This is a genomic window from Amylibacter sp. IMCC11727, from assembly GCF_029854195.1.
In the GTDB taxonomy this organism is placed as follows: domain Bacteria; phylum Pseudomonadota; class Alphaproteobacteria; order Rhodobacterales; family Rhodobacteraceae; genus Amylibacter.
The window spans coordinates 1,820,065-1,838,330 of sequence record NZ_CP122960.1 but is presented as its reverse complement, the minus strand read 5'-3'; the positions used below and the strand labels follow the sequence as shown (position 1 = coordinate 1,838,330).

The following is an 18,266-nucleotide window of genomic DNA, read 5'->3' as shown; positions in this document are numbered from 1 at the left end:
AACGCAGATAAGGATTCTCTGGTATGCCTGATGTAACCATCGTTTATTGGCGCGATATTCCAGCCCAAGTTATCGTTGGCAAAGGGCGCCGTGGGGCCAAAGTGCAATTGGCGGAACGGTTCGAGCAAGCCATCGACCGATGTGCCATGAAAATTGACGCGAAAGACAGCGATGCCTATTTGGCGGAATGGCGCAAAGCGACCCCGTATCCGATGGACGGTGACCAAAACGAGGTGGCTGCAGCGGAGGCTGCCCGACTCGAAGCGGAATACGACAAAGACCGCATCAAACAACTGATCGACAACGACGGCTGGGCTTAACCCCTGCCCTTTTGAAAGTGTAAGCCCATGGCTCTTTTGAAATTTGGTTCCAAAAACGACACACCGACAGAGGTGAACCCCAATGTAGAAGCCTTCTTGCAAGGCTATTCCATTGAGGTGATGCCGCGCACCGCAGAAAAGGTAGAAGACTTTACCGCGCTGTTGCCCAAAGGCACGCGTGTTTATATCGCCCATATCGAAGGCACACCCATCGAAGACATGGTCGCCACCGCTAAGCGGATCAGTGGCGAAGGGTTTGATGTGATGCCGCATTTCCCTGCGCGGATCATCAAAGATGAGGCCACACTTGGAGATTGGATCGCCCGTTACCAAGGCGAAGCTGGTGTGGATCAAGCACTGTTGTTGGCCGGTGGTGTGGCCAAACCGCATGGGGATTACCATTCTTCCATGCAGTTGTTGGAAACAGGTCTGTTTGACAAAGCGGGTTTCAAGCGGCTGCACACCGCTGGCCACCCAGAGCCAAATACAGACATTGACCCAGATGGCGGGCGCAAGAACGTGAATGATGCGCTGTCTTGGAAACAAGAGTTTTCCAAACGCACAGACGCGCAAATGGCGCTGGCCACACAGTTCTGTTTTGACAGTGTTCCCGTGATTGAGTGGGCCGATAGCCTTGTTGAAATGGGTATTGATATCCCTGTTCACATCGGCATTGCAGGCCCTGCCAAATTGCAGACAATGATCAAATTTGCCATCGCTTGTGGCGTTGGTCCTTCTCTGAAAGTGCTGCAAAAACGTGCCAAAGACGTGACAAAGCTGTTGCTACCGTTTGAGCCAACACAGATCATCACTGAATTGGCCGATCACAAGGCAGCCAATCCGAATTTCAACATCGAGCAGGTGCATTTCTTCCCGCTTGGTGGCATCAAAACCAACGCCACATGGGCGATCAACAACGGTGGCAGCTCTGCCATCCCAGCAGCACAAGCATAAGGCGCTTAACCATGACACGCACAGTCGTCGAATCTAAAACAAAAACCGCGATCATCGGCTTTGATCAGCCATTCTGCGTTATCGGGGAGCGGATTAACCCAACGGGCCGTAAAATTCTGTCCGAAGAGCTGGAAAAAGGGGATTTTTCCCGCGTTGAAGCCGATGCGATTGCACAGGTTATGGCTGGGGCAAATGTGCTCGACGTGAACTCTGGCGCGGTGTTTTCCAACAAAATGGCCGAAGACCCCCGTTATGCCGACAACAACTTTGTTGAACCAACCCTGATGAAAGAGTTGGTGGAAAAGGTGCAGGCCGTTGTGGATGTGCCATTGTGTATCGACTCCTCTGTTCCAGGTGCGCTGGAAAACGGTTTGGCCGCAGCCGAAGGCCGCCCGCTGTTGAATTCCGTCACTGGTGAAGAAGAGCGTTTGGAAATGGTTCTGCCACTGGTGAAGAAATACAATGTTCCAGTTGTGGCAATTTCTAACGACGACACTGGTATTTCAGAAGACCCAGATGTGCGCTTTGCCGTTGCGAAAAAGATCGTGGAACGGGCCGCTGATTTTGGCATCCCTGCCCATGATATCGTGGTTGACCCGCTGGTGATGCCAATCGGCGCCATGTCCACCGCTGGTTTGCAGGTGTTCACACTGGTGCGCCGTTTGCGTGAAGAATTGGGTGTGAACACCACATGTGGCGCGTCCAATATTTCGTTCGGCTTGCCAAACCGCCACGGCATCAACAACGCGTTCTTGCCTATGGCCATGGCGGCAGGGATGACATCAGCAATCATGAACCCTGTAGCCCTGCCTGTGAACCAAAAGAAGATTGATGCGAAAATGGCGGAATTGGCCGAAGCAGGCATCATTGTTCCTGATGGAATTGATTTGGAAGTATTCGCCAACCTTGTTGGCTTGGGATCGACCAAACCAAAGGCTGGCAAGGAGATGGAAGCCATCCATGCGGCCAACTTCCTGACAGATAACGATCCGAACGGCTCTACTTGGATCAACTTTAACAAAGTTGCACCAAAAGCAGGCGAAGCCGAAGCAGGGGCGCGTGGCCGTCGTGCGGGTGGTGGTCGTCGGCGTCGCGGGTAAAACGCTGTGATTGTCAAATCACTTACGGATGTGATCGGTACGGCCGATCACGCCTCGGGCGATGGTTGGCAAAGCCGTCGCCTTTTGCTTGCACGGGAAGGATTGGGATATTCGCTGCACGACACTGTGGTGAGTGAAGGTCAAACTCTTGAGCTGGAATACAAAAACCACGTTGAAACCAATTACTGCATCGCGGGCGAAGGCACGGTTACAAATGTGCTGACGGGTGAGGTGTTTCCACTGAGCGCGGGGACGGTCTATGTGCTCGACAATCATGAACCCCATATTCTGACCGCCACGAAAGGCGATTTGCGCTTGGTCTGTGTGTTCACCCCTGCCCTGTCTGGCACTGAAACCCATGACGCAAGCGGCAGTTACGCCGCATCCGAGTAGGTTTTCTCAAAAAGTTAAGAAAGTGGCGCAAATCGCCCAAAAGTGACGCGGTTTGGCTTTCCATTCGGGCCGCTATGCCTATTGTTTTGTTGAACAAAAGACATGTCACAAGGCAAAACCCATGACCGATTCAAACGATCCTTTGGTGATTTTCACTCCGTCAGGTAAACGCGGGAATTTTCCCGTTGGAACGCCCATTCTGACTGCGGCACGTCAGTTGGGGGTCGATTTGGACAGTGTCTGTGGTGGGCGCGGGATTTGTTCAAAATGTCAAATTCAGCCCTCTTACGGCGAGTTTTCCAAGCACGGTGTGACCGTTGCGGATGATGCGCTGAGCGAGTGGAACAGTGTCGAAGAGCGGTATAAATCCAAACGCGGCATGATTGACGGACGGCGATTGGGCTGTCAGGCGCAGGTAAATGGCGATGTTGTGATCGATGTCCCGCCAGAAAGCCAAGTGCATAAACAAGTGGTGCGCAAGCGGGTTGAGGCGCGTGATATCGTGATGAACCCGTCTACCAAGCTCTATTATGTTGAGGTTCAAGAGCCTGACATGCACGATCCGTCAGGCGATTTGGAACGCTTGGTGATGGCATTGCGCGCTCAGTGGGATTTGCCCCATTTGGAGGCCGATCTGCGTATTTTGCAGACCATGCAACCCATTTTGCGCAAAGGCGAATGGAAGGTTACATGCGCCGTGCATCTGGGCGATGATATGTTTTCACCGCGCATCATGCACATCTGGCCAGGATTTTACGACGGTTCGATCTATGGGTTGGCCGTTGATCTGGGCTCTACCACGATTGCTGGGCATTTGTGTGATCTGCAAACGGGCGAAGTTGTCGCCTCTTCTGGTATCATGAATCCACAAATTCGGTTTGGCGAAGACCTGATGAGCCGAGTCAGCTATTCAATGATGAACGCAAATGGGGCCGAGGAAATGACCCGCGCCGTGCGTGAAGGCATGAATGCGCTGTTTGTCAACATCGCGTCAGAGGCCGAAATTGACCGAGATTTGATCGTAGATGCGGTGTTTGTATGTAACCCAGTGATGCACCATCTTTTCTTGGGTGTTGATCCGTTTGAATTGGGCCAAGCGCCCTTTGCTCTTGCCACATCAGATGCAATTTCAATGCGTGCGATTGAGCTGGATTTGAACCTGCATCCAGCGGCGCGCGTATACCTTTTGCCCTGTATCGCGGGTCATGTTGGGGCGGATGCGGCGGCTGTGGCATTGTCCGAAGCTCCTGATAAATCTGACGATTTGGTTTTGGTTGTGGATGTTGGCACCAATGCGGAAATCCTGCTGGGCAACAAAGACAAAGTTTTGGCCTGCTCATCCCCCACTGGCCCTGCCTTTGAAGGAGCACAGATTTCCAGTGGGCAACGGGCAGCCCCTGGGGCCATCGAACGGGTTGAGATTGATCCTGTGACCAAGGAACCGCGTTTTCGTGTGATTGGTTCAGATATTTGGTCCGATGAAGACGGGTTTGAGCAGAGCATTTTGTCATCAGGCATTACGGGAATTTGCGGGTCTGGGATCATTGAATTGGTCGCTGAAATGCGCCTAGCCGGAATTGTTGATGGGCCAGGATTGATCGGGTCCCCAGAACAAACGGGAACAGAGCGGTGTTTCTTGGATGGGCGTACACATTCGTATCTGGTGTGGGATGGTTCCGCAGACGGTGGCCCAAAAATTACGGTAACCAACCGTGACATTCGCGAAATTCAAATGGCCAAAGCGGCGCTTTATTCTGGGGCGCGACTGTTGATGGACAAGTTTGACGTCGATTCAGTGGATCGCATTGTTTTGGCGGGGGCTTTTGGGGCCCATATTTCCCCCAAACACGCGATGGTATTGGGCATGATTCCTGATTGCCCGCTCGATAAGGTAACAAGCGCCGGGAATGCTGCGGGCACAGGGGCGCGCATCGCATTGTTGAACAAAGATGCCCGCACCGAAATTGAAAAAGTGGTGCGCGATATTCACAAAATTGAAACCGCCATTGAGCCCCGCTTCCAAGAGCATTTTGTGAATGCGAGCGCGATCCCGAACAGTGTGGAAACCTTCCCGATTTTGGAATCTACTGTGACGTTGCCACCGGTGAATTTCAATACAGGCACGGCGGAGACAGGCGAAGGATCAACAGGCCGCCGCCGCAGACGGCGCGGTTAAATCACGGGTTTTGCGCCGACCGTTCTGTTGGCGCTTGACCCGATGGATGATTTTGCATAGCTCACAGTGCAAGGCGGGTATGGTGAAAAGGTATCACGGCAGCTTCCCAAGCTTTAGTTACGAGTTCGATTCTCGTTACCCGCTCCAAAATCTTTAGCGTCCTGAATGACTACGCGGCCTGTAACAGGGCGGTCCATTTGTGCAAAGCGCCCAACAGTTGGGATTTTTTGATGGGTTTGGCCAAAAAGTCATCCATGCCAGCCTGTTCGCATTTCTCACGATCTTGAGCCATGGCATTGGCCGTAAGTGCGACGATGGGACATGGCTTTTTGCCCTGTTCTTGTTCAAGATCGCGTATCCATTTTGCCGCTTCGATACCGTCCATTTCGGGCATCGACATGTCCATAAAGATCATATCTGGCTGACATTCTTGGAACAAATTCACTGCCTCTGCACCGGTATTGGCGAAGATTAAGTCAATACCTGCCCCTTTTAACATGGCTTTAACGACCAGTTGATTGGTGCGATTGTCTTCTGCCACCAACAGTTTCAACCGATGGCCGTTGAGCGACAGATTAGCTGGGGCCGCCATGATGGTTTGCTCCAGGAGTTTCGGAGCGTCCTGAATTGGATCAACGTCAAGAAGGTTGCCAATAGTCTGGTGCAAAAGTGAAGATCGCAAGGGTTTTAACATGACGTCACACTGGCCGATTGCGTTCAAGTCTTCCTTTGGAATCGGATGGTTTACCGCGGACATAAGCAGAATGGGTGTTGTGGCGCGTTGCGGAATTTGACGTATGGATTGGCAAAATTTTACACCATCCGCATTCGGCATTTGCGCATCAACAATGAACAGATCAATGCCGTTGATCGCGTTGCGCGCAGCCTCCAACGCTTCTTTTTGGGAGCCGAACACAAGGGATTTAATCCCCCAGCAAGCCAGCCTTTCAGACAGAACGGTGCGATTGATCGGCAGATCGTCAACGACCAACACGGTCGCATGGGTTTTCAAAAAGGGATCCGTGCATTTTTTTTGCCCTACATCGGCGGCGGCCAATAGGAGATTTACTGTAAAAACAGACCCTTGCCCGAGTGATGAGGTGACGGAAATATCCCCGCCCATCAGATGAACAAGTTGTGTAGAAATAGCCAACCCAAGGCCCGTCCCTTCGAATTTGCGGTGTTCGATGCCGTCAACCTGTTCGAAGTCTTGGAATATGCGGCCCATCATGTGATCGGGAATACCAATTCCTGTATCCGTAATCTTAAAGGTGATGGCGCACCCTTCGTCTGTTTTTGCACCTGACACGTCTAGGCTGACATGGCCTTGTTGAGTAAATTTCACTGCATTACCGGCAATATTGGTGATGATTTGACGAATACGGCCAACATCCCCTTTGACCATCTGGGGCAATGTAGGATCATAGCGCAGTGCGAGTTCCACGTTTTTTTCGGCGCCTTTTACGGACAGCAATGTGACAACGTCTTCGAGTGCGGCTTCAAGGTTGAAATCCGTAGGTTCGAGTGTCATTTTTCCAGCGGCGATTTTCGAGAAATCCAAGATATCATTAATGATCGTCAAAAGCGCCGTGCCTGATTTGGCAATCGTGGTTGCAAACAGCTGCTGATCTGCATCGAGTTTGGTTTCCATCAACAGTTCGCTCATTCCGATAACACCATTCATAGGCGTTCGGATTTCATGGCTCATATTGGCGAGGAAATCTGATTTCATTTTATTCGCCTGTTCGGCTTGACGGGCGGCGCGCTCATGGTCAGCGCAGTCTTGCTCAATCTTTTTTTGTTGATCTGTAATTTTAGATAGGGTCGCCTGTAGGTGTTGAAATTCTAAGCCTGAAAACTGGAGATTAGGCGGGTTCGAAGGCGGATTTTGGGACGATATTTGATCAAGTTGGGTTTGTACCTTGTTCAACAGAGCCGCGAATAGAAATTGAAAGAGAATAACCGCAACCACGAACCAAAGCGCCGCAAAAAGGATCAAAGCGCCTGTCACCCCGATGCCAAAGTTTAACGCAACGGAACCTATCAGGAGTGCGATACAGAGGCCGCCCAGACCCATCGCAATCATAAACTGTGATTTGAGGCGGAGTTTGCGCATGGTTAGAGGACAAACCCGCAAAAGAACGCAAAGCCACAAAGCGTGACAGTTAAATGGCGATACCCCCTATGATGATGAAGACCCACAGGCATGAGGCACCTCCTAATCCAACGCTAGTTTGGAAAAGAAGTACGCGATTGGGTTGAAGAAACCCTTAACGTTTAAAAGTCACACGCAAGCAACCGAAAAATTCAGCCCTAAATATATAACGGTTTTAGAGGATTACGCTCGATTTGCGATGCTACAAAGACGCCAACAACCCCCGTGTCGATCCGTCTTTGCCTTCGGAAACCTCGCTGCCTTCGATCAGGGGTAGCATTTGGGTTGCGAGGATTTTACCCAGTTCGACCCCCCATTGATCAAAGCTGTTGATGCCCCAAATCACCCCTTCGACAAACACACGGTGTTCGTAAAGCGCGATAATTTTGCCCAGGCTTCTTGGGTCCATTACATCATACATCATCGTAACACTTGGCCGATTGCCCGTGAACACACGATGGGCGGCTTGGCGTTCTAACTCGTCGCCTGTAAAGCCTTTGTCGGCCATCAATTGGCGGGCCGTGTCCATGTCACGGCCAATCATCAACGCTTCGGATTGGGCCAGACAATTTGCCAACAACAAGCGGTGTTGATGCGCCAGATGGGTTTCATGGCTGCGCCGCGCCACCAAAAATTCGCAAGGAATTACGCGCGTACCTTGGTGGATCAGTTGATAAAACGCATGTTGGCCGTTGGTGCCAGGCTCGCCCCAAACAATCGGGCCTGAATGGCGCGACAGGGTTGCGCCGTTCATTGCAACGCCCTTGCCGTTGCTTTCCATGTCCAGCTGCTGAAGATAGGCGGGCAAGCGCGATAAACGCTGATCATAGGGCAGCACAGCGCGGGTATTATAGCCGCAGATATTGGCATGCCAAATGCCGACCAAAGCCAGTAAAACCGGCAGGTTTTGGTCCAGCGGGGTTTTCAGGAAATGGGTGTCCATTTCTTCGGCCCCTCGTAAGAAATCAGTAAACGCGTCTGGACCGATTGCAATCATGAGCGACAAGCCAATGGGTCCCCAAACGGAATAGCGCCCGCCTACCCAATCTTCGAAACCGAAAACGCTATCCGCTGGGATGCCAAAGTCTGCTGTTTTGTCCTCAGCCGTGGACAAGGCCGCCAGATGTTTGCCGATGTCATTTTCAGAAACCGCGCCCAACAACCAGTCTTTGGCCGTTTGCGCGTTGGTCATGGTTTCAATGGTGGTAAAAGTCTTGGACGCAACGATTACAAGGGTCGTGGCAGGGTTCAATCCCATGAGCGTATCGGCAATGTCTGCGCCATCAATGTTGGACACGAAATGCACCGCAGGGCCATCGGCGTACGGCGTTAGCGCGGCATTTGCCATCACTGGCCCCAAATCAGATCCCCCGATGCCGATGTTCACTACATCGGTGAATACCGCGCCCGAAGCGGTTTGAATTGCGCCCGAACGCAGGCCGTTTGCAAAACTGGCCATTTTATCCAAGGTGGCCAAAACATCGGGCATAACGTCTTTGCCGTCAACTTCGGCTTTGCGACCAGATAAGTTGCGCAGGGCGGTGTGCAGTACTGCACGGTCTTCGGTTTTGTTGATCTTTTGTCCTGCAAACATCGCATCGCGCTGATGTTCCACTCCGCGGGAACGGGCCAAATCCAATAGGGTTTCTTTGGTGTCTGCGTCGATATTGGTTTTGGAGAAATCCATCAGGAAATCACCGCAGCGGGCGGAAAACTGATCGAACCGTGTCGGCTCATCAAACAAATCCAAGATAGCGCGGTCCTTGTGGGTTTCCTGCTGCGCAGCGAGTGTTTTCCAGTAATCCATCGTGTCCTCTTAATCTGCGTAATGAACGTGGGCTTGGGCCAAAATACAGCGCACAGGAGCCAGCGTTTCGTCGGTGAGTTCCATTGCGTTTTGCAACGCCTGTTTTTTGTCAGGGCCTGTGATCAGAAGATGCACATGCCCTGCCCCGCGCAAAACGGGCGCGGACAGCGTCATGCGCGGTTCTGGCGCATTTGGGGCGCGCATCGGCAAAACTGTTGGAGCTGTGTCCCCCAAAGCTTCAGCCAAAAGGTCTGCACCAGGAAACAGGCTGGCGGTGTGCATATCAGTGCCCATCCCCAGCACGCAAACATCCAATGGCAAAACTTGGGTCACACCCATTCGAAGAGCCGGCAGGACGTCTTCTGGCTGATCTGCGGGTGCATAAAGCGGAATGAACTGCGCATCTGCGGCGTGATCTTGAAACAAGGTCTGGCGCAGCAGTCGCGTGTTGGACCGATCAGAGGATTCGGGAACAAAACGTTCATCTGTCAGCGTGACGCGGATGTTTTTCCAATCGAGCGGATTTTGCCGTAGCCGTTCAAAGAAAGGCGCCGGTGTTGTGCCGCCTGGAACTGCTAACGTCGCATGCGTTTTGGCGCTGAGCGCCGTTTCCAGTTGCTGCCCCACACAATGGGCCAGCCCATGAAACAAGGCATCGCGGCTGTTGTATTCTGTAATTTTGGTCATGATTTAATTTCGCGCCAGCGCCGACCTTCACGGTGCAACAACATAAGGCTGTCTTCGGGGCCCGAACCATTGGCATCATACTCGCTTGGCGTGTCATTTGCGGATTGCCATGCGTCAATGATGGGATCGACCCAGTTCCATGCGGCTTCGACCTCGTCTCCGCGCATAAACAGGGTTTGATCGCCGCGAATAACATCCATGATCAACCGTTCATAGGCATCTGGCATAAAGGCCACCTGATCCCCCAAAGCCTCGGCAAAGGTCATATCAAGGGGTACTTCGGTTAGGCGCATTCCACCTGGACCTGGTTCTTTGATGGTGACACGCAGGGTCATGCCTTCATCTGGTTGCAGGCGAATGACCAAAACATTGCCTTTGCGATTGAAATCCCCATCGAAAATGGAATGAGGCGGGTCTTTGAACACGATGGCGATTTCGGACATGCGTTTGCGCAACCGTTTGCCTGTGCGAATGTAAAACGGTGTTCCTGCCCACCGCCAATTCGCAATCTTGACCTTCATCGCGATGAAGCTTTCGGTTTTCGATTTTGGGTTCTCGGAATGGGTAAGATAGTCGGCAATATCCCCGCCCGCACTGTATTGCCCACGCACAACTTCATCCATGGCAACGGGTTCGAGAGCCCTGATAACCTTGAGCTTTTCATCGCGCACTGCGTCTGCGCCGTATTTGCTGGGCGGTTCCATAGCGGTGAGGCACAACAGCTGCATGATGTGGTTTTGCACCATGTCCCGCATCGCGCCAGATTTATCGTAATAGGCCCCTCGTCCGTCAACACTGACCGTTTCCGCAACGGTGATTTGCACGTGATCCACATGCTGTGCATTCCACAGCGGTTCGAACAGTGCATTGCCGAACCGAACGGCCATCAGGTTTTGCACGGTCTCTTTGCCCAGATAATGATCAATGCGATAAATTTGTTCTTCTTTGAAACAGGCGCGCAGTTCTGCGTTTAACTCTTTGGCGGTTTCAAGATCATGGCCAAAGGGTTTTTCCACAACAATACGGCTGTGGTCATCCGTTACACCATGAGCCGACAGTTTTCTGGCAATTTCGCCAAACAGGCTCGGCCCAACGGAAAAATACACAGAGCGTATCACATCAGGACGCAGCTTCTTCTTGAGGCGTTTCCAACCGTCATCGGCAAACACATCGAGCGTTTCATAGTCGATCAACTCCAAGAAACGATCAACCGCGCCGTCATCACATTGGGTTTCGCCTGCAAATTCCTCTAGGGCTTTACGGACAAAAGCCTGAAAGCCTGCCTTGTCCATATCCGACCGTGACGCCCCGATAACGCGCGCGGTGTCAGGCATTTGTCCTGCACACATACGGCGAAATAGGCCTGGCAGGATTTTGCGGCGGGACAGATCCCCTGTGCCCCCAATAATGACCAAGTCAAATGCGTCGACGGGGATTGTGGTTGCCACCATTTGTAAGCCTCTGATTCCGTTTACGTTAGCGATATCATTTCTTGTGCGTATACAGTCACAACTCCGTGCATTTTACAAGCTTTCCTTTGATATGTAACCTGATACAGGTTAGCCAATGGCAGAGCATCTACAGGCAACCCTATGAACGACCAAAAATTTACCCTGCCCGACCCACTGCCAGCGGCAAAGTTTCAAGACCCTGATATCACGGCCAAGGGTGAACCACGGGCTCGTGTGGCCCTGCGTGGGGCGACAACGCTGTGGTTCAACACAGGGACATTGTGCAATATCGAATGCTTGAATTGCTATATCGAATCTTCGCCCAAGAATGATCGGCTGGTTTATATCACTGCGGATGAGGTTTCGTCCTATTTGGATCAAATTGCCGAACGCAATTGGCCCACAACCGAAATCGCCTTTACGGGGGGCGAGCCGTTCATGAACGCCGAGATGATCGACATCGCGCGCGTCTGTTTGGAGCGCGGCTTTGACGTGTTGATCCTGACAAATGCCATGTTGCCGATGATGCGTAAGTCTATGAAAGCAGGTTTATTGGCGCTGAACGCTGAATTCCCCAACAAACTGACGCTGCACATTTCTGTGGATCACTATTCAGAAGAATTGCACGACCAAGAACGTGGGAAAGGCAGCTATGCCATTGCTTTGAAGGGGATGGCGTGGTTGCAGGACAATGGATTTACCATGCACGTGGCCGGGCGCACGGTTTGGGGCGATACGGATGCCCAAAGCCGCGCGGGATATGCAGCGTTTTACGAAACCCACGGTTTTGACATTGATGCCTATAATCCAGCTGCAACTTTGCTGTTCCCAGAAATGGATGAAACGGTGGAAGTGCCCGAAATTACAACTGCTTGCTGGGGTATCTTAAACAAATCACCCAATAATGTGATGTGTGCGTCTTCGCGTATGGTGGTTAAGAAAAAAGGTTCTGATCATTTGTCCGTGTTGGCCTGTACCTTGCTGGCCTATGATCCGCAGTTTGATTTGGGTCAGACACTGGAAGAGGCCGAACAACCCGTCAAATTAAACCACCCACATTGCGCCAAGTTTTGCGTTTTGGGTGGCGCGTCCTGTTCCGCATGACCCTGCGCCAAAGCATTTTGGCTTGGGGCGCTTTGTTCATTACAATTCTGATCTGGGGCAGCTATCTGGTGTCCACACGGGCCGCCATGACGCAAAATCTTGGTGCGTTTGATGTTGGGTTCTTACGATCCTTTCCTGCAGCCGTAGCGATGTTGCCGTTTATTTTGAAACGCGGGCTGAAGCCTAAAGGCGCAAGTTGGCTGGATGTGGCAATCATCGGCGGTTTGGGTGGCACGTTGTTTACGGTGTTGTTGGCGTCTGGGTTTCGGTTTGCGCCAACGGTTGATGGGGGATTGTTTACTCCATCCATGTTGCCCGTGTTCGTGGCGGCCATCACCATTGGGGTTCTTGGATCAAACTATCGAATTTCGCAGTTTGTCGGCATTGCGCTGGTGGTGATTGGCGCATTGGCCGTTGGCGGCTTTGAAGCCATTTCAAACGCGCAAAACGGAGCATGGCGAGGCCATTTGCTGTTCCTGTGTGCCTCGTGCTGTTGGGCCAGCTATACCGTGCGGTTCAATTGGGCATCGCTTGACCCAGTGGATGGGGCTATCCTGTTGCTCGGCTGGTCGGCCATTGCGTTTGCGGTGGGCTTGTTGATCTTTGGAACCACGCTAACCTCCCTGCCCGCACCGATCCTTAGTTTACAGCTGTTTCAAGGGTTTATGGCTGGGTTTGTGGCCAACTTTACCTATCTTTATGCGATCCGCGCCCTTGGGTCCGCCATCGCCGCTGCAGCAGCTGCCATGGTTCCGACAATCGGCGCAATTGGGGGGTGGATGTTCTTGGCCGAGCCGATCAGCATGGCAAAATGGGTTGGTATTGCCATTGTCGCGGTGGGCGTTGCTTTGGCATCCGGTGCGATAAAAAAGGCGGCGGATTAACGCTGCGCGAGCGCCCGTTCCAGCACGTCTTTTACCACCGATAAATCCACATCCCGCGTAACGAAAGCATCCCCCAGCCCGCGGGCCATGATGAAGCCGATTACCCCTGCACGGACTTTTTTATCCTGCCCCATTAAGGCAATCAAACCGTCCGCATCTGGCAAATCGCCGTCGATTTCAGACAGGTCACATTTCATGCCCATTGCCTTAAAATGTTCGCGCACGCGGCTTGGGGCCTCTTGCGAGCAAAACCCGAGCCGTTGGGACACTTCAAAGGCCAGCGAACACCCGATGGATACGCCTTCGCCGTGTAACAAACGATCAGAATAGCCTGTTGCAGCCTCTAGCGCGTGACCGAAGGTGTGGCCAAGGTTTAACAACGCTCGATCGCCCCGTTCTTGTTCATCGCGCGCAACTATGTTTGCTTTCATTTCGCAGGATCGTTTCACCGCATAAATGCGTTTGGCCACGTCCCCTTCGGCGGCGGCACTGGCGTTTTCTTCAAGCCATTCCCAATATGTAGCGTCCCCAAGCAGACCGTATTTTGCGACTTCGCCGTAACCTGCCAAATAATCCCGCCGTGTAAGCGTGCCAAGCACGGACACATCTGCCAAAACCAATTGCGGCTGATAAAAAGCGCCCACAAGGTTTTTGCCGTGGGGCGAGTTGATCCCTGTTTTACCCCCAACCGAGCTGTCCACCTGTGACAACAGCGTCGTCGGAATTTGCACAAAGCGAATGCCACGGCGCACAATAGCGGCCGCAAAGCCCGCCAGATCGCCGATGACCCCACCGCCAAAAGCGATGAGTATGTCATCCCGTTCGATCTTTTCCGCCAGCAACCATTCCACGGAATTCTGGATGTTATCCCAAGATTTCGTAGCTTCGCCCGCAGGCAAGGTTAGGGTCACAGCCTCTATCCCTTCAGCGTGCAGCCCCTCAAGCAGTGTTGTCAAATGCAGGCCAGCGACAGTTTCATCGGTAATGATCGCCACCTTTTTGCGCTGCAACATTGGTGCAATAAACGATCCGCTTTGGCCCAGCAAATCCGTACCGATTTCAATGTCATAGGACCGTGTGCCAAGGGCAACATGTACTTGTTCGCGCATTATCCTGCCTTTTGTGTCACGCCGCTGTGGGGCGCGTTGAGCAATGTTTCCACGACTTTGTTCGCCATGTCGTCAAGGCTGATGCCTTTTTCGGATTCCACCACAATTTCTGCATTGGCGTAAACGGGTTCGCGTTTTTCCAACAGATCGGCCAGCGTTTGTTTTGGATTGTCCGTGCGCAACAAGGGCCGCGTGTCTTTGTGGCGGACCCGCGACCACAGCAAATCCAAATCTGCCTTAAGCCATAGCGCCACGCCGTGATCTGAAATCAGCTTGCGGTTCACTTCTGTCATGTATGCGCCGCCACCTGTGGACAGGATGCAAGGCTCGCTTTTTAACAGGCGTTCTAAAATCTGGCTTTCTTTGGTGCGAAAAAACCCTTCGCCATCGCGGGCAAAAATCTCGGCCACGGACATGTTCGCGGCTTTTTCAATTTCCTGATCGGAATCAAGAAACGCTGCACCGAGTTTTTGCGCCACAAGCGTACCGACAGCGGTTTTGCCTGCCCCCATAAGCCCGATGACCGCAATGGTTTTATTCAGCTGATAGCGCACGGCGGCTCCGTTTCAGTGTGACGTTTCAATTTGGACCACACGGGCAGAAAATACGCAACTTCCTGCCGATGCCCCATTATCAAATTCCATTTTGGGTGATAACATTGTCTAAACTTCACACAACCCCTTAGGATCGTTTTCTTCGGATGCGGTTTTGGGGCAACGAAACGAAAACAGGGCTCAAGGGCGAATATTATAATGGGCAAGTTGATACGGTTTGTAATTATTCTGATCGTTCTGGGGTTCTTGGGCTTACTCGGCTATTCCTTTGTGGGTGATCTTTCCACCCCCCAAACCGAGGTGACGGTTCCTGTTACGCTTGATGATTCATAAACAATTTCTAGCCAATGCGGGGGTATTGATTGCTTTGTCCCTTGCAGGACAAGGGCCTGCATTCGCACAGATTAAACAAACCACGCTCGATCCCGTTGTCCAAAACAGTATCGACAGCCCCTCTTCCGAGGCGATTACGTCGACACCGTTGAGCGCGTCACAACCCGATGCGGTTGGAATTTTAACCTCACAGCAAACAGGCATTCCGCAGAATTTTTGGGGCAATGGCGACCCAAAGGTCATTGCGCGGCTCATTGCACCCTATTTCGATTTTACGTTGCATGAAATTACAGCGTTGTGGCAACGCATTGCGCTCAGCGAAATTGATCCACCTGCACGAGTTTCAAACCCAGGTACATTGTTGTCTGCTCGTGTGGCCCATTTGTTGAATGCTGGCGCGCTTGATCAGGCGGAGGCGTTGTTGAACCAAGCAGGGCCAAGCACACCCGAACTGTTCCAACAATCCTTTGAGGTGGGGTTGTTGACGGGTCGGGCGCAATCGGCCTGTGCCACCATGTTGCGCAATCCATCCCTTGCCCCAGGCCTTAAGGAACGGGTGTTTTGTTTGGCTCGTGAAAATGATTGGTCGGCGGCGGCTTTGACCCTGACCACCGCGAAATCCTTACGTCAAATCCCCGAATTGGATGCGGAACTGCTGACCCTGTTTCTGGATCCAGAACTGTTTGACGAAAGCAATCCGCCCCCTGCCCCTGTGCCCTTGACCGCGCTTGATTTCATAATGCGAGAGGCGCTTGCCATGCCACGCAGTGGGCAGGCCTTGCCTTTGGCGTTCTTGCACCAAGATTTGCAGCGTGAAACAGGTTGGCGCAATCAGGTGATTGCTATGGAACGTTTGGTACGGTCTCAAGCGATCCCGCCACAGCAATTGATCGCCTTGTATCAAGATGGAAAACCATCGGCTTCTGGGGGTGTTTGGGTGCGTGTGTCGGCGGTCCAAAAACTGTTGCGCGCCATGGATGTGGGCACTGCGGAACAGATTTCTGATGCGCTGCGCACAGCTTATCGTGATCTGAATGCGGTAGGTTTGGAATTTATCCTATCAGATATTGCAGCAGATGATTTGGAAGGTGTCGCCTTGACCCCATCAGGGGATCGCACGCGGTTTTTCCTGAACCTTTTGCATGCGGACAACGCAGAGCTGGTGGCAGATTACGCCCCCCAAACGGCCACGGATGCGTTTTTGCAAACTTTGGCCTTGGGTGAATTGCCAGAGACCGCCAGCACAGATATCGAAGCGGCGATTTTGGCGGCATTTCAAGGCACAACCTTTTCCAATTCACTGATCGAGGATGCGAAGCGGGGGCAAATGGGCGAAGCTATCATGAAGTCCATGATCAACCTAATTCGCTCGCGACACCGCGATCCTGCGGCGTTGGAAACAACCATCGCAACACTGCGCATCGCAGGTTTGGAAGACGAAGCACGGCGTATTGCAATCCAAGCAGTGCTGTATTTGTCGCGACGATCGTGATGCAAAACTGGATCGAAATATTTCTGGAAGCGATGTATGCTGAACAAGACGCATCCGAAAACACGCTGAAGGCCTATGCCCGTGATTTGGCAGAGTTTTCGGAGTATTTAACAGCTGAAAAAGTAACATTCGAACAGGCCACACGCGCAGATGTCGAAGGATACCTAATCAGTCTGGACAACCGAGGCATGGCTCAGGCCACCCGCGCGCGGCGGTTATCGGCAGTGCGGCAGTTGTTTCGCTTTGCTTTTGAAGAAGGCTGGCGTGATGATGATCCCGCCACGCAAATACGCGGCCCCAAGAAAAAACGCCATTTGCCCAAAACCCTATCAGAAGCCGAAGTAGATCGCTTGCTGGACGCAGCCCAAATTACGGGCCGTTCCGAGGCGGATCGCTTGCGCAACAGCTGTTTGATGCAATTGCTGTATGCCACAGGTATGCGGGTGAGCGAATTGGTGTCTTTGCCCGTGGCATCCGTGCGCGGTAATCCCGAAATGGTTCTGGTGCGAGGTAAAGGGGATAAAGAACGGCTTGTGCCGTTGTCCCCGCCTGCAAAGATGGCCATTGCGGCGTGGTTGGTGGTGCGTGATGGAGTTGAAGAAGCCAATGTGAAAAACGGCAAACCCGCATCGCGTTTTTTGTTCCCCTCTGGAGGCAAGCTCGGTCATTTGACCCGCGTTCGGTTTTACACACTGGTCAAAGAAATTGCTGTTATGGCGGGTGTGAGCCCTGAAACGGTAACGCCACATACGCTGCGCCATGCTTTTGCAACGCATTTGTTGGCAGGTGGCGCGGACTTGCGGGTAATTCAGATGCTGCTGGGCCATGCGGATGTGGCCACAACCGAGATTTACACCCATGTTTTGGATGAAAATCTAAAATCCCTCGTGCTGACCCATCACCCATTGGCGGATGACTGACGCCGCATTTCTGGTGGTAAGGTTTCTTCGGAGGGCCAAAAGCCTGAGACAAGCGTTTCGTGATAGCCTTGGGTCAGCCCTGCCGCGATCATGGCCTGATGCGCGGTTTCAGTATCGTAGGTAAGTCGTTCAAATTGAACGGTATTTCCAGACAAAATCGCAAAGGCTCCCCGGGCATCACCATCATTTGGAGGCATACCAACTGCGCCAGAGTTGATCCAACGTACACCATCAACCTGCTTGTCCATCGCAATACCCGTGTGCCCTGCGATCACCGTGTCCACTGGGCCAACCTGTGTTTGCACCAGATCAATTTCACGCTGAATATCCGCGTCAGATGTAACGGGCCAGACAAATGTTGCGATATCGCTCGCACCGCCGTGGACAACTGCGTAACGTCGGCCTTCGTGTGTAAAAATGATGCGCTCAGGTAAGCCGCTCATCCATACTTTATTTTCTAAAGTAACTTGATTTTTGGCATGGGCATACCACCGTGCGGACAGTGCAGAACAGGTGGAACCTTCTTCAAAACCGCAACCACAATCGTCTGCGTCTTGGGCCAATTGCACCTCGCAATTCCCTGACAACACAAGACACCCAAGCGCACGCAGTCGCGCAACAGAGGCTTCAGCATCAGCGCAATAGGCCACCACATCACCCGTGCAAATCATGTTTTGCGGCTTGATCCCACGGTCCATTGCAATGGACAAAAGCGCATCCAATGCGGGTAAGTTTGAATAAATTCCGCCAAAAAGCAGGATTTCACCCGTCATCACACCTAAATCTTGAATACGCATGACGGCTCCTCTCTTGCGGGGCGCGGTTTG

17 protein-coding genes and 1 tRNA gene are annotated in these 18,266 nt (G+C 52.4%); 11 read left to right on the top strand and 7 right to left on the bottom strand.

What is annotated here, in order from left to right:
• Window positions 1-23 precede the first annotated feature (23 nt).
• The 6 genes from QBD29_RS09360 (at window position 24) to QBD29_RS09335 (ending at window position 5,090) form a co-directional block, all read left to right on the top strand.
• On the top strand, window positions 24-320 hold the full coding sequence (locus QBD29_RS09360; RefSeq protein WP_280097825.1) for a virulence factor: 297 nt from the start codon (window positions 24-26) through the stop codon (window positions 318-320).
• 27 nt (window positions 321-347) lie between these two features.
• Window positions 348-1,274 (top strand): methylenetetrahydrofolate reductase, encoded by a 927-nt coding sequence (locus tag QBD29_RS09355; RefSeq protein ID WP_280097824.1) that lies wholly within the window; start codon window positions 348-350, stop codon window positions 1,272-1,274.
• An 11-nt stretch (window positions 1,275-1,285) separates the two neighbouring features.
• Window positions 1,286-2,374, top strand: a complete 1,089-nt coding sequence (locus QBD29_RS09350; protein ID WP_280097823.1) for a methyltetrahydrofolate cobalamin methyltransferase — start codon at window positions 1,286-1,288, stop codon at window positions 2,372-2,374.
• A 6-nt stretch (window positions 2,375-2,380) separates the two neighbouring features.
• Window positions 2,381-2,767 carry an ectoine synthase gene (locus QBD29_RS09345; RefSeq protein ID WP_280097822.1) on the top strand — a complete coding sequence of 129 codons (387 nt, stop codon included), beginning with the start codon at window positions 2,381-2,383 and terminating at the stop codon, window positions 2,765-2,767.
• A 121-nt stretch (window positions 2,768-2,888) separates the two neighbouring features.
• A complete protein-coding gene (locus QBD29_RS09340) occupies window positions 2,889-4,943 on the top strand; it encodes an ASKHA domain-containing protein (RefSeq protein ID WP_280097821.1) in 2,055 nt (684 codons plus the stop codon).
• A 73-nt stretch (window positions 4,944-5,016) separates the two neighbouring features.
• Window positions 5,017-5,090, top strand: a tRNA-Gly gene (locus QBD29_RS09335).
• A gap of 22 nt (window positions 5,091-5,112) precedes the next feature.
• Here QBD29_RS09335 and QBD29_RS09330 read toward each other — a convergent pair.
• The 4 genes from QBD29_RS09330 to zwf all read right to left on the bottom strand — a co-directional run bounded on the left by QBD29_RS09330 (window position 5,113) and on the right by zwf (window position 11,043).
• Window positions 5,113-6,675 carry a response regulator gene (locus QBD29_RS09330; protein ID WP_280097820.1) on the bottom strand — a complete coding sequence of 521 codons (1,563 nt, stop codon included), beginning with the start codon at window positions 6,673-6,675 and terminating at the stop codon, window positions 5,113-5,115.
• A gap of 625 nt (window positions 6,676-7,300) precedes the next feature.
• The gene (gene pgi / locus QBD29_RS09325; RefSeq protein ID WP_280097819.1) at window positions 7,301-8,905 is read right to left on the bottom strand and encodes a glucose-6-phosphate isomerase; all 1,605 of its coding nucleotides are present in this window, start codon (window positions 8,903-8,905) and stop codon (window positions 7,301-7,303) included.
• Between the two features lie 9 nt (window positions 8,906-8,914).
• A complete protein-coding gene (gene pgl / locus QBD29_RS09320; RefSeq protein ID WP_280097818.1) occupies window positions 8,915-9,592 on the bottom strand; it encodes a 6-phosphogluconolactonase in 678 nt (225 codons plus the stop codon).
• The gene (zwf, locus tag QBD29_RS09315; protein WP_280097817.1) at window positions 9,589-11,043 is read right to left on the bottom strand and encodes a glucose-6-phosphate dehydrogenase; all 1,455 of its coding nucleotides are present in this window, start codon (window positions 11,041-11,043) and stop codon (window positions 9,589-9,591) included. The genes pgl and zwf overlap by 4 nt, the downstream gene beginning before the upstream one ends.
• 141 nt (window positions 11,044-11,184) lie before the next feature.
• On the opposite strand from zwf, the gene QBD29_RS09310 reads away from it, so the two are divergent.
• A complete protein-coding gene (locus QBD29_RS09310; RefSeq protein WP_280097816.1) occupies window positions 11,185-12,147 on the top strand; it encodes a radical SAM protein in 963 nt (320 codons plus the stop codon).
• Entirely contained in the window at window positions 12,144-13,031 is an 888-nt protein-coding gene (locus QBD29_RS09305; protein WP_280097815.1) for a DMT family transporter, read from the top strand. The genes QBD29_RS09310 and QBD29_RS09305 overlap by 4 nt, the downstream gene beginning before the upstream one ends.
• Here QBD29_RS09305 and aroB read toward each other — a convergent pair.
• Window positions 13,028-14,140, bottom strand: a complete 1,113-nt coding sequence (gene aroB / locus QBD29_RS09300; RefSeq protein ID WP_280097814.1) for a 3-dehydroquinate synthase — start codon at window positions 14,138-14,140, stop codon at window positions 13,028-13,030. The genes QBD29_RS09305 and aroB overlap by 4 nt on opposite strands.
• Window positions 14,140-14,694: a shikimate kinase gene (locus QBD29_RS09295; protein ID WP_280097813.1), complete on the bottom strand. Its 555-nt coding sequence runs from the start codon at window positions 14,692-14,694 to the stop codon at window positions 14,140-14,142. Before QBD29_RS09295 ends, aroB begins: the two co-directional genes overlap by 1 nt.
• A gap of 198 nt (window positions 14,695-14,892) precedes the next feature.
• Here QBD29_RS09295 and QBD29_RS09290 point away from each other — a divergent pair, with 198 nt between their 5' ends.
• The 3 genes from QBD29_RS09290 to QBD29_RS09280 are packed head-to-tail and all read left to right on the top strand — an operon-like array spanning window position 14,893 to window position 17,439.
• Window positions 14,893-15,027 (top strand): hypothetical protein, encoded by a 135-nt coding sequence (locus tag QBD29_RS09290; RefSeq protein ID WP_280097812.1) that lies wholly within the window; start codon window positions 14,893-14,895, stop codon window positions 15,025-15,027.
• Entirely contained in the window at window positions 15,017-16,519 is a 1,503-nt protein-coding gene (locus QBD29_RS09285; RefSeq protein WP_280097811.1) for a hypothetical protein, read from the top strand. Before QBD29_RS09290 ends, QBD29_RS09285 begins: the two co-directional genes overlap by 11 nt.
• Window positions 16,519-17,439 carry a site-specific tyrosine recombinase XerD gene (locus tag QBD29_RS09280; protein ID WP_280097810.1) on the top strand — a complete coding sequence of 307 codons (921 nt, stop codon included), beginning with the start codon at window positions 16,519-16,521 and terminating at the stop codon, window positions 17,437-17,439. Before QBD29_RS09285 ends, QBD29_RS09280 begins: the two co-directional genes overlap by 1 nt.
• Here QBD29_RS09280 and QBD29_RS09275 read toward each other — a convergent pair.
• Window positions 17,418-18,236 (bottom strand): metallophosphoesterase family protein, encoded by an 819-nt coding sequence (locus QBD29_RS09275; protein WP_280097809.1) that lies wholly within the window; start codon window positions 18,234-18,236, stop codon window positions 17,418-17,420. The genes QBD29_RS09280 and QBD29_RS09275 overlap by 22 nt on opposite strands.
• Window positions 18,237-18,266: the final 30 nt, after the last annotated feature.

What these genes read in the sequence shown, in the direction of transcription:
- QBD29_RS09360 (WP_280097825.1), top strand. Translation starts at nt 24, where the DNA reads ATGCCTGATGTAACCATCGTTTATTGGCGCGATATTCCAGCCCAAGTT.
- QBD29_RS09355 (WP_280097824.1), top strand. Translation starts at nt 348, where the DNA reads ATGGCTCTTTTGAAATTTGGTTCCAAAAACGACACACCGACAGAGGTG.
- QBD29_RS09350 (WP_280097823.1), top strand. Translation starts at nt 1,286, where the DNA reads ATGACACGCACAGTCGTCGAATCTAAAACAAAAACCGCGATCATCGGC.
- QBD29_RS09340 (WP_280097821.1), top strand. Translation starts at nt 2,889, where the DNA reads ATGACCGATTCAAACGATCCTTTGGTGATTTTCACTCCGTCAGGTAAA.
- QBD29_RS09330 (WP_280097820.1), bottom strand. Translation starts at nt 6,675, where the DNA reads ATGAAATCAGATTTCCTCGCCAATATGAGCCATGAAATCCGAACGCCT.
- pgi (WP_280097819.1), bottom strand. Translation starts at nt 8,905, where the DNA reads ATGGATTACTGGAAAACACTCGCTGCGCAGCAGGAAACCCACAAGGAC.
- pgl (WP_280097818.1), bottom strand. Translation starts at nt 9,592, where the DNA reads ATGACCAAAATTACAGAATACAACAGCCGCGATGCCTTGTTTCATGGG.
- zwf (WP_280097817.1), bottom strand. Translation starts at nt 11,043, where the DNA reads ATGGTGGCAACCACAATCCCCGTCGACGCATTTGACTTGGTCATTATT.
- QBD29_RS09310 (WP_280097816.1), top strand. Translation starts at nt 11,185, where the DNA reads ATGAACGACCAAAAATTTACCCTGCCCGACCCACTGCCAGCGGCAAAG.
- QBD29_RS09305 (WP_280097815.1), top strand. Translation starts at nt 12,144, where the DNA reads ATGACCCTGCGCCAAAGCATTTTGGCTTGGGGCGCTTTGTTCATTACA.
- aroB (WP_280097814.1), bottom strand. Translation starts at nt 14,140, where the DNA reads ATGCGCGAACAAGTACATGTTGCCCTTGGCACACGGTCCTATGACATT.
- QBD29_RS09290 (WP_280097812.1), top strand. Translation starts at nt 14,893, where the DNA reads ATGGGCAAGTTGATACGGTTTGTAATTATTCTGATCGTTCTGGGGTTC.
- QBD29_RS09285 (WP_280097811.1), top strand. Translation starts at nt 15,017, where the DNA reads ATGATTCATAAACAATTTCTAGCCAATGCGGGGGTATTGATTGCTTTG.
- QBD29_RS09280 (WP_280097810.1), top strand. Translation starts at nt 16,519, where the DNA reads ATGCAAAACTGGATCGAAATATTTCTGGAAGCGATGTATGCTGAACAA.
- QBD29_RS09275 (WP_280097809.1), bottom strand. Translation starts at nt 18,236, where the DNA reads ATGCGTATTCAAGATTTAGGTGTGATGACGGGTGAAATCCTGCTTTTT.